The 15033-nt window shown below is 54.8% G+C and carries 15 protein-coding genes, 1 rRNA gene and 1 other annotated feature; of the genes, 5 read left to right on the plus strand and 11 right to left on the minus strand.

The genetic code is table 11. From position 1 onward, the window contains the following. On the minus strand, nt 1–211 hold a 211-nt coding region (locus BQ2657_RS01055), incomplete at its 3' end, for a winged helix-turn-helix transcriptional regulator (RefSeq protein WP_075578978.1). Nucleotides 212–222: 11 nt separating this feature from the next. Continuing rightward, nucleotides 223–1572 carry a purple acid phosphatase family protein gene (locus BQ2657_RS01060; RefSeq protein ID WP_083236122.1) on the minus strand — a complete coding sequence of 450 codons (1350 nt, stop codon included), beginning with the start codon at nt 1570–1572 and terminating at the stop codon, nt 223–225. Nucleotides 1573–1805: 233 nt separating this feature from the next. Between BQ2657_RS01060 and BQ2657_RS01065 the strand changes: the two genes are divergently transcribed. From BQ2657_RS01065 to arsB, 5 genes are all read left to right on the plus strand, one after another. Then, nucleotides 1806–2126, plus strand: coding sequence for an ArsR/SmtB family transcription factor (locus BQ2657_RS01065; RefSeq protein WP_075578979.1), 321 nt, complete (start codon nt 1806–1808; stop codon nt 2124–2126). Nucleotides 2127–2191: 65 nt separating this feature from the next. Then, a complete protein-coding gene (arsD, locus tag BQ2657_RS01070) occupies nt 2192–2689 on the plus strand; it encodes an arsenite efflux transporter metallochaperone ArsD (RefSeq protein ID WP_075578980.1) in 498 nt (165 codons plus the stop codon). 15 nt (nt 2690–2704) lie between these two features. Continuing rightward, nucleotides 2705–4438, plus strand: coding sequence for an arsenical pump-driving ATPase (arsA, locus tag BQ2657_RS01075; protein WP_075578981.1), 1734 nt, complete (start codon nt 2705–2707; stop codon nt 4436–4438). Then, nucleotides 4435–4851 carry an arsenate reductase ArsC gene (locus tag BQ2657_RS01080; protein WP_075578982.1) on the plus strand — a complete coding sequence of 139 codons (417 nt, stop codon included), beginning with the start codon at nt 4435–4437 and terminating at the stop codon, nt 4849–4851. Before arsA ends, BQ2657_RS01080 begins: the two co-directional genes overlap by 4 nt. Beyond that, a complete protein-coding gene (gene arsB, locus BQ2657_RS01085) occupies nt 4848–5888 on the plus strand; it encodes an ACR3 family arsenite efflux transporter (RefSeq protein WP_075578983.1) in 1041 nt (346 codons plus the stop codon). The genes BQ2657_RS01080 and arsB overlap by 4 nt, the downstream gene beginning before the upstream one ends. 205 nt (nt 5889–6093) lie before the next feature. On the opposite strand, the gene rrf is transcribed toward arsB, so the two are convergent. The 9 genes from rrf to BQ2657_RS01130 all read right to left on the minus strand — a co-directional run bounded on the left by rrf (nt 6094) and on the right by BQ2657_RS01130 (nt 15025). After that, nucleotides 6094–6210, minus strand: a 5S ribosomal RNA gene (gene rrf / locus BQ2657_RS01090). 68 nt (nt 6211–6278) lie between these two features. Beyond that, nucleotides 6279–8401, minus strand: a sequence feature (most likely nonfunctional fraction of RNA operon). Nucleotides 8402–8886: 485 nt separating this feature from the next. Beyond that, nucleotides 8887–9996, minus strand: a complete 1110-nt coding sequence (locus BQ2657_RS01095; protein WP_198524502.1) for a M48 family metallopeptidase — start codon at nt 9994–9996, stop codon at nt 8887–8889. Further along, entirely contained in the window at nt 9986–10489 is a 504-nt protein-coding gene (locus BQ2657_RS01100; protein ID WP_075578984.1) for a DUF805 domain-containing protein, read from the minus strand. Before BQ2657_RS01100 ends, BQ2657_RS01095 begins: the two co-directional genes overlap by 11 nt. 109 nt (nt 10490–10598) lie before the next feature. Next, nucleotides 10599–11342, minus strand: a complete 744-nt coding sequence (locus BQ2657_RS01105) for a DUF3298 and DUF4163 domain-containing protein (protein ID WP_075578985.1) — start codon at nt 11340–11342, stop codon at nt 10599–10601. Nucleotides 11343–11428: 86 nt separating this feature from the next. Continuing rightward, nucleotides 11429–12199 carry an energy transducer TonB gene (locus tag BQ2657_RS01110; protein ID WP_075578986.1) on the minus strand — a complete coding sequence of 257 codons (771 nt, stop codon included), beginning with the start codon at nt 12197–12199 and terminating at the stop codon, nt 11429–11431. Further along, complete coding sequence (locus tag BQ2657_RS01115) at nt 12186–12608, minus strand: ExbD/TolR family protein (RefSeq protein WP_075578987.1); 423 nt, start codon at nt 12606–12608, stop codon at nt 12186–12188. The genes BQ2657_RS01110 and BQ2657_RS01115 overlap by 14 nt, the downstream gene beginning before the upstream one ends. After that, nucleotides 12605–13243: a MotA/TolQ/ExbB proton channel family protein gene (locus BQ2657_RS01120; protein ID WP_075578988.1), complete on the minus strand. Its 639-nt coding sequence runs from the start codon at nt 13241–13243 to the stop codon at nt 12605–12607. Before BQ2657_RS01120 ends, BQ2657_RS01115 begins: the two co-directional genes overlap by 4 nt. Beyond that, nucleotides 13240–14055, minus strand: a complete 816-nt coding sequence (locus tag BQ2657_RS01125) for an ABC transporter ATP-binding protein (protein ID WP_187119215.1) — start codon at nt 14053–14055, stop codon at nt 13240–13242. The genes BQ2657_RS01120 and BQ2657_RS01125 overlap by 4 nt, the downstream gene beginning before the upstream one ends. A 13-nt stretch (nt 14056–14068) precedes the next feature. Next, nucleotides 14069–15025, minus strand: a complete 957-nt coding sequence (locus BQ2657_RS01130) for an ABC transporter substrate-binding protein (protein WP_075578990.1) — start codon at nt 15023–15025, stop codon at nt 14069–14071. Nucleotides 15026–15033 lie beyond the last annotated feature (8 nt).

The following is a 15033-nucleotide window of genomic DNA, read 5'->3' on the forward strand; positions in this document are numbered from 1 at the left end:
CCCGCCGTTCCACCAAATTGTTCCGTTCCAGGATCCGCAGATTTTCCGTAAGGACTTTGGCACTGATGCCAGGCAGGATTCGCTGAAGTTCCCGGAAATGGCGGGGACGGGCGGCCAGCGCCAGCAGCAGGTCAGTACGCCATTTCCCCTTCAAGACCGCTATGAAACAGTCAAAAGGACAGTCATAAGTCTTTCCGTCAAATTGAGCCATAGTTGTCCCTCTCACCACGCTTTCTCTCCGCTTTTCCTCACCGTCACCGTATCCACCAGGGTCCCGTCGGGCAGGAAGCACTGGATCCGGAGCTGGTCTTCCTGTTTTTCCAGCACTAGATAGTTATCCGTTTCCGGCTGGGGGGCCACGGTCACATCCAGGGCATGGCGCTTCCAGAGGCTGGGATACCGCACGTCCCCGGCCACCCCGGTAATCACATAGGAGGGACCCCGGTCCGCCCGCTGGAAGTCATAAATCTTTCCCCGGTTCCGGTAAGTATGGAGATGGGCACTGAGCACCAAATCCACCCCGTACCGGTCAAAGAGGGGCATCCATTCCCTTCCTTCCGGAGAGAACCCTTCCGCCCGGTCCCGTCCCGGCCGGGTTGCCGGATCAAAGGCATACTGGAGGGGGTCCTTGTGCATCAGTACAATATTCCATTTGCCCCGGTTCCGTGCCATGTCTTCCTGGAACCAGGCCTCCTGGTCCCGGGCCAGCTCCGGTTCCCATTCCTTCAGTTCCTCGTTCTGGGTGTTCAGCACCACAAAATGCACATCCCCCACCGTAAAGGAATAGAACTGGTTCCGGTATTTTTCCCGGCCATTGTCCGGCAGGGCGAACCGGTGGAGATACCCTTCCGGCATCCGTACCTTCCAGTTCAGGTCGTAGGTTTCATGGTTCCCCATCAGAGGCGCCACCGGGATTTTTTCCGCCATGGGTTCCACCACCCCGAACCAGGCGTTCCACTGGCTGTTGTCTTCCCCGTTGTCCACCAGGTCCCCCATGTTCACAAAGAAACTGGCGTCCGGGTTCCGCTGCCAGGCAGGCTGGGCGGTGGCCTTCCACATGCTGTAATCCGCCGACTGGGAATCCGGGAAGATCAGGGCCTTGAAGGTATTGCCGGCAAAGGCTTTCAGAGGCATCCACTCCGTGGCCTTCTTTCCCGCCCGGATCCGGTACTCATAGGCCTGTCCCGGTTCCAGCTGTTCCAACCGGGCCGTGTAGATCCAGGTATCCTTGCCTCCGTCTCTGAATTTTTCTTCCGTCACCGAAGCGACTGTCAGGGAACTTTCTCCGGTCTTCCGGTATTCCAGCACCGGTTCTTTCACCGGATAATCCGACTGCCACTGGATCACCCGGCTCCGGGAGGGATCCGCCGTCATCACCTGCCGGATGTTCCGGGCCTCCACCTGGTCCAGCAGATCATAATGGATGGCCGCTCCCCGGGCCTGGTCCACTTTTCCCAGGGCCCAGGTCCGGAACCAGGGAGAAAAATGCCAGACACCGGCCACCAGGGCCACCGCCAGCGCCAGGAACCCCATAAGGATCCGGCTCTTTTTTATGGAAACGTTCTTCTTCACCGTACTTTTCACTCCTTTAGTTCTGTACTTGCCTGTCTATAGCATAAAAGAATGGCCGCCACAATACAAATACTTTATGCTCATGGGATTTTATACGAAAACAGTATACTGACCAAAAGACCAAAAAGCAACAAGGAAGCAGAATCCCCTTCCTGCGTCTTGACACTTCTGAAGAAAAGCTCTATACTGCAGATGACAGATTTAAATTTATCAATATGAAAGGAGGCTGGCAGATGGAAGACCTTGCTTTTAAAGCCCGTTTGTTCAAGGCCCTGGCCGATGAAAACCGGCTCCACATCCTGGAACTGCTCCAGGGCGGGGAACGGTGTGCCTGCGTGCTGCTGGAAAATCTCCATCTGTCCCAGCCCACCCTTTCCCATCATATGAAGATCCTGTGCGACGCAGGGCTGGTCACTGGCCGGAAAGAAGGCAAATGGGTCTACTATACCCTGAACCGGGAAACGGCCCAGGAACTGGAAGCCCTGATCCGGGACCTGTTCCGGGAAACCCCGTCCTTCCAGCCGGCGGACTGCGCCTGCTCCAAATGCCAGTAAAATTTTTTGCGTTAATGAATCGATAAATTTCAATCTATAAATTTATTTTTCGGGAGGAATCTATTATGGAAAGAAAACAGGTACAGATTTTTGAACAGGCCATGTGCTGCCCTACAGGACTTTGCGGTCCTGCCATCGATCCGGAACTGCTGCGGATTTCCGCCGTACTGGACACCCTGGAAAAACACGGCATCCTGGTGGAACGGTACAATCTGAGCAATGCGCCCCTCAAATTCATCCAGACCCCGGCGGCAGCGGAATTCCTACAGCACCATGGGCCGGAGGAACTGCCCCTGGTCCTGACAGACGGAAAAATCTGGATGGCCGGCCGTTACCCCACCAATGAGGAATTCGCCCGGATGCTGGATTTCGCTCCGGCTCTGCTGGACGAAGCCTCGGCCCGTCAGGACAGCGGAACGGAAGAAGCCGGTTCCTGCTGCTGCGGCGGCGGCAGTGAAGAACCGGCTGCCGAAACCTCCTGCTGCTGCGGTAGCGGTGAAAAAGAAAGCAGCAGAGATTCCAGTTCCTGCTGCGGTTCCGGTTCTTCCAGCTGCTGTCAATGACGAAAGGAGACTGCCATGGAACTGTATGATCCTTTTGCCGCCATCCGGACCCAATATGTGTTCTTTACCGGCAAAGGCGGAGTGGGAAAGACTTCCACAGCCTGTGCCACCGCCGTGGCCCTGGCCGATGCCGGTCAGAAGGTGCTGCTGGTCAGCACGGACCCGGCTTCCAATCTCCAGGACATCTTTTCTCTGGAACTGAAAGAAACACCCACTCCCATTCCCGGTGTCCCCGGCCTGGAAGCGGCCAATCTGGACCCGGTGAAGGCAGCCGCCGCCTACCGGGAAAGTGTAGTGGGTCCTTACCGGGGGCTTTTGCCGGAAGCCGCTCTGCGGAACATGGAAGAACAGCTGTCCGGCTCCTGTACCATCGAAATCGCCGCCTTCAATGCCTTTACGGATTTCCTCACAGATCCGGAGACCGCAGCGGCCTACGACAAAATCCTTTTTGATACGGCCCCTACCGGCCATACCCTGCGGATGCTCCAGCTGCCTTCTGCCTGGAGCCAATTCATCAGTACCAGTACCCACGGAGCCTCCTGTCTGGGACAGCTGTCCGGTCTGGAAAACCGGAAGGCCCTGTACCGGCAGGCCGTGGAAACCCTGTCGGATCCTGGCCGCACCACCCTGCTCCTGGTAGCCCGTCCTGACCGGCCCCCGCTGCTGGAAGCGGACCGGGCCTCCCGGGAACTGGCCAAACTGGGCATCGGCAGTCAGCAGCTGATCATCAACGGACTGTTGGAAAAGACCGATGACCCGGTCACCGGGGAACTTTTTGCCAAACAGCAGGCGGCTCTGGAAGAAATGCCCCAGGGTCTGAAAGAAATGCCCTGCTGGCAGATTCCCTTCCGGAGCTACAATGTTACCGGCCTGGACCATGTCCGGGCTCTCCTAAAGGGAGAAGTTGCCCCTGCCACCAACCGGGAACAACAGGCTCCCGTCCATACCCTCCAGGAGGTGGCAGATGATCTGGAGCAGCACCATCGGAAAGTCATCTTCACCATGGGAAAAGGCGGCGTGGGAAAAACCACCGTGGCTGCGTCCCTGGCTCTCCGGCTGGCTCAGAAGGGCCACCAGGTGCTGCTGACCACCACCGACCCGGCCGGCCATCTCCAGGAAATCCTGGAACAGACGGACCGGATCCAGCTGTGTCAGATCGACGAACAAGCCGAGCTCCGCCGGTATCAGCAGGAAGTCCTGGACCAGGCTCGGAAAAACGGACTGAAGGAAGGAGACCTGGCTTACATCGAAGAAGACCTCCGTTCCCCCTGCACCCAGGAAATCGCCGTGTTCCGGGCCTTTGCAGAAATCGTGGCCCGGGCCGGGGATCGGATCGTCATCATCGACACCGCCCCCACCGGCCATACCCTGCTGCTCCTGGAATCCACGGAAAACTACGACCGGGAGATCCGCCGGACCCGGGGCAGTGTCCCTCCTGCCGTCCAGCAGCTGCTGCCCCGGCTGAAGGGACCGGAGACGGAAGTAGTGATCGTCACCCTGCCGGAAGCCACTCCGGTGTATGAAGCCCTGCGTCTGGAAGAAGATCTGAAACGGACCCGGCTGTGCAGCCGCTGGTGGATCATCAACCGTTGCTTCAGCCAGACTGCCGCCCAAAGCCCCCTGCTGAAGGCCAAAGCGGACCGGGAGATTCCCTGGATCAACCAGGTGGCAGCCCACTCCGGCGGCCATGCAGCGGTAATTCCCTGGAAACAGTCGGAAATCAAAGGAAAGGTGCTGGAAACCTTATGAACCGAAAACCTGTTGTCGCTTTTCTCTGTATCCAAAACTCCTGCCGGAGCCAGATGGCCGAAGCCTTTGGCCGTCACCTGGCAGAAGATGTGTTTGTCAGCCGGTCTGCCGGCACCTGTCCGGCAGACCGGATCAATCCCTCTGCCCAGCGGCTAATGCAGGACCTGTACGGGATCGACATGGAAAAAGAAGGCCAGTTCCCCAAAAAACTGGAAGACCTGCCAGCTCTGGACATGGTGGTGACCATGGGCTGCGGAGTCCGCTGTCCGGTACTACCCGGGGTGAAGGCCCTGTCCTGGGAAATCCCGGACCCGGCCGGGAAACCGGATCCGGAGTTCCGTGTCATTATGGAAGCCATCCGGGCTCAGGTGCTGGCCCTCCGGGACCAGCTGAAAGGAGCTGGCACAAAATGACGGACGCCAAAAATCCGGGCATCAGCCCGTTCCAGCGGTATCTCTCCCTATGGGTTTTCCTTTGTATGGCGGCCGGTGTGCTGGTGGGCCGTTTCCTGCCGGCGGTGCCCCGGTTCCTGGACCGGCTCCAGATTGACGGGATCTCCATACCCATTGCCATCCTGATCTGGATCATGATCTATCCCATGATGATGAAGGTGGATTTCCAGAGCATCCGGGAAGTGGGCCGGCACCCTAAAGGACTGTTCGTCACCTGGATCACCAACTGGCTGATCAAACCCTTTACCATGTACGGCCTGGCCGCTTTTTTCTTTTATCAGGTATTCCAGGCCTTCATTCCCCGAGATCTGGCCACCCAGTATCTGGCCGGCGCCGTGCTCCTGGGGGCCGCCCCCTGCACCGCTATGGTTTTTGTGTGGAGTACCCTGACCCAGGGGGATCCGGCTTATACAGTGGTCCAGGTGGCCACCAACGACCTGATCATCCTGGTGGCCTTCGTGCCCATTGTAAAATTCCTTCTGGGCGTATCCCATGTGACGGTCCCCTACAGCGTGCTTTTCCTGAGCATCTTCCTGTTTGTGGTGATTCCTCTGGCAGGGGGCATCCTGACCCGGGTCACCGTAATCCGTCAGAAGGGAGAAGCCTATTTCAACCAGGTCTTTATCCACAAATTCGATCAGGCCACCACCTGGGGACTGCTGCTGACCCTGTGCATCATCTTCAGTTCCCAGGCCCAGGTGATCCTGTCCAATCCCTTCCATATCCTGCTGATTGCCATTCCCCTGGTGCTCCAGACCTATCTGATCTTTGCCATTGCCTACGGAGCCAGCACCCTGCTCCACCTGCCCCACAGCATCGCAGCTCCGGCAGGGATGATCGGAGCCTCCAACTTCTTCGAACTGGCCGTAGCCGTGGCCATCGCCCTGTTCGGAGTCACCAGCCCCGCCGCCCTGGCCACCACCGTAGGCGTCCTGACGGAAGTACCGGTGATGCTGAGTCTGGTGAAGATAGCCAATAAAAAAAGAGGTGCTGCATGAAATAGGTAGCACCTCTTTTGTCAGCGGCAAACAGTCAGCGGTTAGCGTCCGGTGGAAATCAATTTTTCAAATCGACTTTGAATTGGAGAAAAACCGGAAGTCGGGACAGACGTGCCATGGCACGTCTTTGCAATGCTGCCGTGAGCCTGCTGACCGCTGACAAACACAAAGACGCCTGCATCTTTTGATGCAGGCGTCTTTTCCTAACCGGCAGCTCCCTATCCTCCCGGACCGTTTCCAGTCGAGTACTTTCGGCGTATAAGGGCTTAACTGCTGTGTTCGGCATGGGAACAGGTGGATCCCCTTAGCTATCGCCACCGGATTATGTAACTGAAGGCATGAGCCCTCAAAACTTCATGAAGAGACGTTCTTTCATCTAACGGCCCGATTTAAGTCAAGCCCTCGACATATTAGTACAGGTCAGCTTAACATATTGCTACGCTTCCACACCCTGCCTATCAACCTGGTAATCTTCCAGGTGTCTTACCAGCTTACGCTGTGAGAGATCTCATCTTAAGGATGGTTTCACGCTTAGATGCTTTCAGCGTTTATCCGTTCCGGACGTAGCTACCCAACTATACCCTTGGCAGGATAATTGGTACACCAGCGGTCCGTCCACTCCGGTCCTCTCGTACTAGGAGCAGCCCCCTTCAAATCTCTTGCGCCCGCGATGGATAGGGACCGAACTGTCTCACGACGTTCTGAACCCAGCTCACGTACCACTTTAATGGGCGAACAGCCCAGCCCTTGGGACCGACTTCAGCCCCAGGATGTGATGAGCCGACATCGAGGTGCCAAACCTCCCCGTCGATATGGACTCTTGGGAGAGATTAGCCTGTTATCCCCAGGGTAGCTTTTATCCGTTGAGCGATGGCCCTTCCACTTGGATGCCACCGGATCACTAAGCCCTACTTTCGTACCTGCTCGCCGTGTTTGGCTCGCAGTCAAGCTCCCTTCTGCCTTTACACTCCGCGCGCGGTTTCCGTCCGCGCTGAGGGAACCTTTGGGCGCCTCCGTTACTCTTTAGGAGGCGACCGCCCCAGTCAAACTGCCCGCCTAACACTGTCCCGGCGATCGTTGCTCGCTCGGTTAGAATCCCGATAATTGAAGGGTGGTATCCCAACGTCGGCTCCGGCANGCCCCACATCCTTTTCCACTTAGTATGGCATTGGGGACCTTAGCTGATGGTCTGGGCTGTTTCCCTTTTGACAACGGGACTTATCTCTCGTAGTCTGACTCCCAGGCTCTGCAGCATAACCATTCGTAGTTTGACAGGGTTCGGTAACCATTACAGTCCCTATCCCGATCAGTGCTCTACCGCCTATGCTTACTGCCTGAGGCTAGCCCTAAAGCTATTTCGAGGAGAACCAGCTATCTCTGCGTTCGATTGGAATTTCACCGCTACCCACGATTCATCCGAAAGTTTTTCAACACTCACCGGTTCGGTCCTCCACACGATTTTACCCGTGCTTCAACCTGATCATGGGTAGATCACTACAGTTTCGGGTCTACGAACACCAACTATCCGCCCTTTTCAGACTCGGTTTCCCTACGGCTCCGCATTTCCTGCTTAACCTCGCTGGTGCCCGTAACTCGTTGGCTCATTCTTCAATAGGCACGCCGTCGCTTGCGCTCCGACTGCTTGTAGACATACGGTTTCAGGTTCTCTTTCACTCCGCTCCCGCGGTTCTTTTCACCTTTCCCTCACGGTACTATGCGCTATCGGTCACTAAGGAGTGTTTAGCCTTGGAGGGTGGTCCCCCCGACTTCCCGCAAAATTCCTCGTGCTTCGCGGTACTCTGGATACTGGCCGCTCATCCGATCTTTCATCTACCCGGCTCTTACGGTCTGTGGCTCACCTTTCCAGGTGATTCGACTAGATTGGACTTTGCTTCTGCCAGTCCGTAACCCCAGGGAGCCGAAGCTCTCTGGTTTAGGCTCTGCCCTCTTCGCTCGCCGCTACTGTGGGCATCTCGTTTGATTTCTCTTCCTCCGGCTACTTAGATGTTTCAGTTCACCGGGTTCCCCTCCCGAAGGATGCCATCCCATGACGGATGGCGGGTTTCCCCATTCGGACATCCACGGATCGAAGCCTGCTTGCGGCTCCCCGTGGCTTTTCGCAGCTTACCACGTCCTTCATCGGCTCTTAGTGCCAAGGCATTCGCCGTATGCCCTTAGTAGCTTGACTTAAAATTGCTTCGATAAATTGTCTGCTCCTTTGTCGCTCGTCGTTCGCCATCCTCGACATACTAGAGTATTGTCTCCGGTGGCTCTCTTCCTCGCTTCGCGGATCAGAGCAATTTCTCTTCGCAATTTAAATTGNTCTCTCCATGCGGAGAGAGGATCACATTCGGTATTAGCATCCCTTTCGGAATGTTGTCCCCAACCAGAGGGCAGGTTGCCTACGCGTTACTCACCCGTTCGCCACTAAGAACATTCCGAAGAAAGTTCTCCGTTCGACTTGCATGTGTTAAGCACGCCGCCAGCGTTCGTCCTGAGCCAGGATCAAACTCTCCAAAATAGATATTTTGAAGAGCCGCTTGGCTCCCGAAAAACTAGCTTTGATTTTTTAACCTGGTTGTCATCCAGGTGACTCGATCTCATCACCGTAAAGGTGACTTGACCCGCACATCTGTCAACAATATTCAGTTCTCAAAGTTCGTCTCGCTGTCTCAGTGACAGCTTTTATAGTTTATCACGAATTTCCTTCCTTGTCAACAGCTTTTTTATCAAGCTGAAGGTATTGGAAGTGATTCTTGAAGTCATTCCCTCTCGAGAATGCTTAATTATAATACCATACTTATCCACAGCCTTCAAATTTGATATTTTAGCGCAGATTCGATTTATTTAAGTTTGTTTACGTAATTTTTACTTTTATATCTATTTTTTACATTATTTTTCTCTATTTTTTACTTTAATTTATGCTAAAAATAAAAGAACGTTTAATTGTCCGCTCCATACCGAACAATTAAACGTTCTTTTATTATATTTATTATATTTATTTTATTTTATTCAGTTTTGCAGCTACCTCTGCTGCTGAAGGGTCATCTCCTGTACAGGTCATAATCGGCTGTTCACCCATCATCACCGTGTCTCCGCTGGCGTAAGCTTCTGGTGCCGTTTTGTTGTTATGGTATACAGCGGCCAGATTGCCCATGACAAAATAGGACCGCTCTTTGCTGGACATGGATCCGGATGCGCTGGGAGTGATGAATTCCTTTTTGTTTACATACACCACCCCGTCTTTATTGTCCACGTGCTTATTGCTCCAAGCGTTGAGTTTCTTTACATAGTTTTCCCGCCGCTCTGTACAGGTAGGATGATCGCTCCAGCGGACATTCATATCCCCGTATTTCTCCAGGAACCGCTGCCATACAGCAGCCGTGGCCCCTGGATTGTAATTGGTATGGGTGATGTAGTCAAATGACAAATTGTCTGCTTCCCATTCCATCGGCTTGGACAGATGGACATTCCGGGTATAAGTATACAACTGGCTGATAGCGCCTCCGGCGATGCCTCCGGTAGCTGCATTGGCCATTTCGGCAAGTACGGCTGCATTCAGGGATTTCTTGACTCCCTGGATGGGATGGTCTTTCTGCCCATGCCCCAGCTCATGGCCAATGACTACAGCAATTTCGTCATCGGTGGGAAACAGAGTAAAGATCCCTCGATAGACGTTGACATTGTGGCCGATGGTGCAGTAGGCATTGGCATCATCGTTGGGACTGATGAAGTAGTTATAAGGTTTCTTATAGACGGTAGGATCCACCGCTCCGATCCCAGCAACCACATTTCCCATAATCGTATCCAACCGATTGTTCAGATACTCGTCTTCCACCACTCCTTCTTCTTTTTTCATCTGTTCGAACCATTCCTGCCGACCTTTATCTGTGTTGTTGTAGGTCTTGTAGACTCCCATGACTTTATCCCGATACATGGTCCCGGCAATGGCAGTCCCCAGCACATCTACTAAGACGCCTCCCGCTTCCGCACGGGGTACAGGCAGCGAACCAAAAGCAGCCCCCATTCCCAAAAGGCCTGCTAAAGTACATCCGATCAAGCGATTCTTCCACAGTTCCATCATTGCTTCCACTCCTTTATTTTCCATCCTGTACTTCTTTTGCAGAACAGAGACCCGTCTGCTGCCCCTGGGTCCACTCAATGGCATAACCATAGCCCAGTTCCAGCGGATCCGGTCCATACCGATTGTCTCCGTCTGTCCCTTTGGCAAAAAACAGATACAGCATAAAAAGCAAATTCACAAAAGGAATCCCCGTCAAGATCAAACACAGCTCAGATTGGCCCAGATCGTGGATCCGCCGCAAGACCAGGCTGTACCCCGCCACGGTCAAGAAGCCGATGCCGGGGACCGTACAAACAGCAAGGCTCAGGCTAACCGCCCCCAGAATCAAAATAGCAGCATCACTCTTGTCTGTCACGGACATCTTCACAAAGAGAACCCAGCATACAACAAACAATAAAATCAGGCCCACCAGGGTCAGCTGGCGTTTCAGGTACCTCTTCCGGTTCAGCCGGCCGCTGCACTGATAAAACTGTTCCCAGAATCTTTCCGGACGGACTGCACAATTCGGGTGATCCATTATCCTCTCCCCCCATTTTCTTCCCTTACGCCTATTTTAAACCAAAACAGACAGCCGGACCACTCCCTGCCAACTGTCTGTTTCCATTGCCTGAAAACCGTTTCCTTCTTTACACTCCCAGGCCCATATTCAAATCGATGATTCCTACTGCATAGGGTGCGATTTCATACTGCCCAAAGACAAAATGGATCTTGCCTCCTTCATCCAGGTAGTAGTTTTCCGGAAGTTTTTCCAATCCTTTAAAATCCTGGAAGAAGTAACCGCCTTTTCCATACTCTGTGTTCCAAAGAGCCTCATTGATCTTGTCCAAGGTGAAATGATTCCGCATCTTCAGCCCGATGACTTTCTGCCAGGGTACCAATTCTCCCGTCTGCAAATCAAAGGTCTTTCCCAATTCCCAGCTGGTGGGATGGGCGGCCCGTTCAATGTAATCGTATCCATAGGTCTGAAAAGACAGGTATCTCTCTCCATGATAGCTGACCTGATAGTCCACTCGGGAAGTCAGTTTTTCTTCCATAGTATTGGCTCTGTCATAATTTTCCCGGGAAACATTGGCCTGTTTTTCAAAATAACGGGAAATTTTCCGGGATACTTCCTGTTTCCCCACCACCCGAACCTGGGGATAATGAAGGATCAGATTCCCTTCCCGGATGACTCGGCTCCGAACGACCAGTCCCTTTTGGGCATAAACCACCTGGCCGGGGACATAACTCTGCAGTTCCTGCTCCACTACATGGTGAGCCGCTTCCGCTGCTGTCGTCGGCTGCAGCTGGGCAAAGCCGGTTCCTCCAAGCGCACACAAACCTGTCAGGAGCATCCCACAGGCAAGGATACGGATTTTTTGCTGGTCCATGAAACATCTTCCTTTCGATTTTCTCCATCATCCGTATTATACAAAGAGTCCTTCCCTGGTGCAAGGAAAAGAAGATTCCAGGGACCTTATTCAAAGACATATCGGATACTGATTGATTTCCGGCAGGAGATGGGGGTGCCTGAAACATCCCGAGCCGGCAGGAACCGCCACTTCCAGGCGACTTTCAGAGCCGCCCGGTCCAGCCGATCGTAACCGGAACTTTCTTCCAACCTGGCAGAAGTCACCGTGCCATCAGCACTGATCACCACACCGACAACAGGGGTCCCTTCCTCTCCTGCCTTCCGGGAAGCCGGAGGATATTCCTTGTCAAAGGGAAGCAAAGTGGCATCGCAGCTGAGGTCCTGTCCGGAAGATCCACTTCCTTCCTCCCCCGCTTCTCCGTTCCCAGAGCCATCTCCATTTGTTCCCCCATCCTGCCCCACTGCCGTCCCATCACCGGTTCCGCTGGACATGCTGCTGGAAGGAGTCCCAAAAGGAACTCCAGAGGCCGTTTTTGCTCCGCCAGGGGCCTGGACAGTTCCTTGATCGCTGACTAGACTGGGAGCCTCCAGCAGCTGTTCCAGCAGCGCTGCCTGTGCCTTCTCACCCTGATTTCCTGCCGGAGCCGTTTTCTCTTTCCCGCCTGGAACAGTCACCGGCATATCCCCACCGGATGTGCTTTCCCCACCTGTTCCTTCTCTCCCGGCAATAGGTTCTGCCAGGTGGACCCGGATCGGTCCGGGAGCCTTTTCCGGCAGGGACCGATGGGCATAGAGCAACGCGCCGCCCAGGGACAGGAACACCAAATGCAGGAAAAGTGACAGCCGAAAGTATCGATTCCATTCAGATTTTCCCATGATTCTCTCCTGCAGAAACGGAAAGAGAGAAATCCTTCAGACCAGCCCGTTTCAGTTCTCCCAGTATGCCCATGACCCGGCCATAGCTGATTTCTTTGTCAGCCCGCACCGTTACAGTCCGGCCAGGGTCTTTGACGGCTTCAGCAGCAGCTTCCTGTACCAGGGCCTCTACGGTCACCGGATGATCCTGGAACCAGATGGTCCCGTCTTTGGGCAGCGTCACTTCCAGTCCAGCCTTCTGCTGGAGGGATCCCCGCCCCTCCGGCAATTCCACCGGCACCCCTTTCTGCTGGGTCATGTACATGGTGCAAACAATGAAAAAAATCAACAGGAGGAATACCATATCGATCATAGGGGAAATCTGGATGGAAGGCTTCTTTCCTCCGCCAGACCGGTGCAGACGGATCATAGTCTGTCTCCTTCCTCCCGGGGCAATGTTCCGGCATTTTCCATAAAAGCATTGTCCATCTGCTCCACTTCCCCCATCACCTCATCGACTCGCTGGGAAAAATACGTATGGAAACAAATGGTCCCGATGGCAATCAGGAGGCCGAACACGGTCGTGATCATGGCTTCTGCTACACCAGCGGTCACCCCCAGAGGATTCTCCCACCGGTCTCCCAATGCTTGAAAGGAGGACATCATACCAGTGATGGTCCCCAGAAGGCCCAGGATAGGAGCCAATGTCACGATTACAGAAAGATAGTTCAGCCCTTTTTCAAAACGATTCACCAGCTGCTGACTCTCTCCCAAGACATAGCTTTCCTTTTCCCGAGCATCCCGAGGGGCTGTCAGCAGCCGTTCTCCCAGCCTGGCTTGGGCCCCGGGGGTCTGCCGGCTCAGCTGGAGGAGTTCCTCCCAATGCTGCTGCCGGACCAGCCGACAGAAATCCCGGGCATAATCCCGGCCGGAATCCTCTCGGCGAAAAAACGACCACCGTTCCAGGATGATGGTCAAAGATACCAGGGAACACAGCAGCAGCGGCCACATGACCAGTCCTCCCCGTACAAAATAACTCCAGCCATGCTGCAGCCAGTCGATCATTTTATCCTTCCTCTCTCTTCCAAGATTTTTTGGAGCAGCTGCTCCCTTCGGGCATCCGGTTCCGGACAGGCTGCCACCTGGAATACACCGCCTTCTCTCCTAACCTGGAACGGAGCTCCATAAGCCTGTTCCAACTTCTTTTCCTCCAGGACTTCCCAGGGCATACCCTGTCCCAACAGCCTTCCCCTGCCCACAAGGAGCAGCCGGTCACAGCAGCGGGCAGCCAGTTCCAAATCATGGAGGGACAGGAGGACAGTCCGCCCTTCCTGCGCCAGTCTCCGACACAGCCGCAGGACCAGCGCTTCGTAAACTGGATCGAGCTCCGCCGTGGGCTCATCCAGAAGGATCACAGGTGCCTGCTGGATCAGGACCCGGGCCAAAAGGACCCGCTGGCGCTGTCCCCCAGAAAGCGCCGTCACCGGCTGTTCAGCCTCTTCTGCCAATCCCAGGAGGGTAAGACAATCCTGCGCCATTTCCCGTTCCCGTCCATTTTCCTGCTGATACCAGGCCAGATGAGGATAGCGTCCCATGAGGACCGCTTCACGGGCCGTATACCCAAAAGAAAGCTCCCTTTCCTGAGGAAGATAGGCAATCTTCCGGCTCAGCACCGGCCGCGGCAGCTGTTCCAGAGCCTTCCCATCCAGCAGGATCTGGCCTCCCAAAGGGGGCTGGATCCCAGCCAAAGTCTTCAGCAGGGTACTTTTCCCGGCTCCATTGGGGCCGATCAGTCCGATACATCCCCCAGGTTCCAGAGAAAAATCAAGTTCCTCCAAAACAGGGTGTGTCCCATATCCCACTTGTCCTTTTACCATGCTCAATTCCATTTCAATATCCTTTCAGCAGCGGCTCCGGCCCCAGCTTAAAAAGTTCCCTTCCGTAAGCTCCGTTGGCCAGAGCCTGTATGCCATAGACGGCCATAGGAGACGCATCGTAAACATACCGGTCGGGCAGAGCCACCCGTCGGGCATACCCCTTGACAGCCTGAATAGACGGGTCCCCAAAAAACTGTTCCTGGAATCTGTCATAGGCTTCTTTTTCCTCTCCATAGGGAAGAGAAACCAGAAAAAAATCCGGATTTGCCTGGAGGATGGCCTCCCGGGTCAAGGGCTGTCCATTTTTCAGGCCAGCTTCTGCCAGTCCATTGCGGATATGGGCCCTGTGGCACAAGTCATCGTACAAAGAACCGGTGCCACCGTAGCGGCTCATGAGAGAAACCAGCATCCCCACCGGTTCCGGTCCCTGGATGCCGGACAGGACTTGTTCCGTCTGCTGCAGCCGTTCTTCCATCTGGGATATGACCTTTTCTCCCCCTTGGGGATTTCCCACAGCATGGGCCATGAGGCGGACATTTTTCTGAATCTGCTCCAGATCTACCGGCCCGTAGCAGACAACTACAGGGATCCCCATCTCTTCCACTTTCTGGATCAATCCAGGGTCGGACCAAGTGGATGCCAGGAAAAGGTCCGGCTTCACACGGGCCACAGTTTCCGGTGTGTAATCTCGCAGGACCGGCTCCACTTTCCGGGCCTCTTCTGCAACAAAGGAAATCCCCGGTTCCCGGTCCAGATAATAGGCTCCGGCCAGCCGTTCCGCCGGTACCAGGGTCAGCAGGGTTTCATCCAGATGAAGAGAATCGGTGAGGATCTTTTGGGGAGGATGGGACAGACGGACACTCTTGCCCCGCACATCTTCCACTCCATAGCCTCCCGGTTCCGGAGCCGCCGGCCCGCAGCCGGCAGCCAGCAGCAGAAACAGGATTCCCATGAGCCGCAGCAGTTTCATACCTATCC

The organism is Acidaminococcus massiliensis, assembly GCF_900095825.1.
GTDB lineage: Bacteria > Bacillota > Negativicutes > Acidaminococcales > Acidaminococcaceae > Acidaminococcus > Acidaminococcus massiliensis.

What these genes read in the sequence shown, in the direction of transcription:
- BQ2657_RS01065 (WP_075578979.1), top strand. Translation starts at nt 1,806, where the DNA reads ATGGAAGACCTTGCTTTTAAAGCCCGTTTGTTCAAGGCCCTGGCCGAT.
- arsD (WP_075578980.1), top strand. Translation starts at nt 2,192, where the DNA reads ATGGAAAGAAAACAGGTACAGATTTTTGAACAGGCCATGTGCTGCCCT.
- arsA (WP_075578981.1), top strand. Translation starts at nt 2,705, where the DNA reads ATGGAACTGTATGATCCTTTTGCCGCCATCCGGACCCAATATGTGTTC.
- BQ2657_RS01080 (WP_075578982.1), top strand. Translation starts at nt 4,435, where the DNA reads ATGAACCGAAAACCTGTTGTCGCTTTTCTCTGTATCCAAAACTCCTGC.
- arsB (WP_075578983.1), top strand. Translation starts at nt 4,848, where the DNA reads ATGACGGACGCCAAAAATCCGGGCATCAGCCCGTTCCAGCGGTATCTC.
- BQ2657_RS01095 (WP_198524502.1), bottom strand. Translation starts at nt 9,996, where the DNA reads ATGGAAAATAAAGGAGTGGAAGCAATGATGGAACTGTGGAAGAATCGC.
- BQ2657_RS01100 (WP_075578984.1), bottom strand. Translation starts at nt 10,489, where the DNA reads ATGGATCACCCGAATTGTGCAGTCCGTCCGGAAAGATTCTGGGAACAG.
- BQ2657_RS01105 (WP_075578985.1), bottom strand. Translation starts at nt 11,342, where the DNA reads ATGGACCAGCAAAAAATCCGTATCCTTGCCTGTGGGATGCTCCTGACA.
- BQ2657_RS01110 (WP_075578986.1), bottom strand. Translation starts at nt 12,199, where the DNA reads ATGGGAAAATCTGAATGGAATCGATACTTTCGGCTGTCACTTTTCCTG.
- BQ2657_RS01115 (WP_075578987.1), bottom strand. Translation starts at nt 12,608, where the DNA reads ATGATCCGTCTGCACCGGTCTGGCGGAGGAAAGAAGCCTTCCATCCAG.
- BQ2657_RS01120 (WP_075578988.1), bottom strand. Translation starts at nt 13,243, where the DNA reads ATGATCGACTGGCTGCAGCATGGCTGGAGTTATTTTGTACGGGGAGGA.
- BQ2657_RS01125 (WP_187119215.1), bottom strand. Translation starts at nt 14,055, where the DNA reads ATGGTAAAAGGACAAGTGGGATATGGGACACACCCTGTTTTGGAGGAA.
- BQ2657_RS01130 (WP_075578990.1), bottom strand. Translation starts at nt 15,025, where the DNA reads ATGAAACTGCTGCGGCTCATGGGAATCCTGTTTCTGCTGCTGGCTGCC.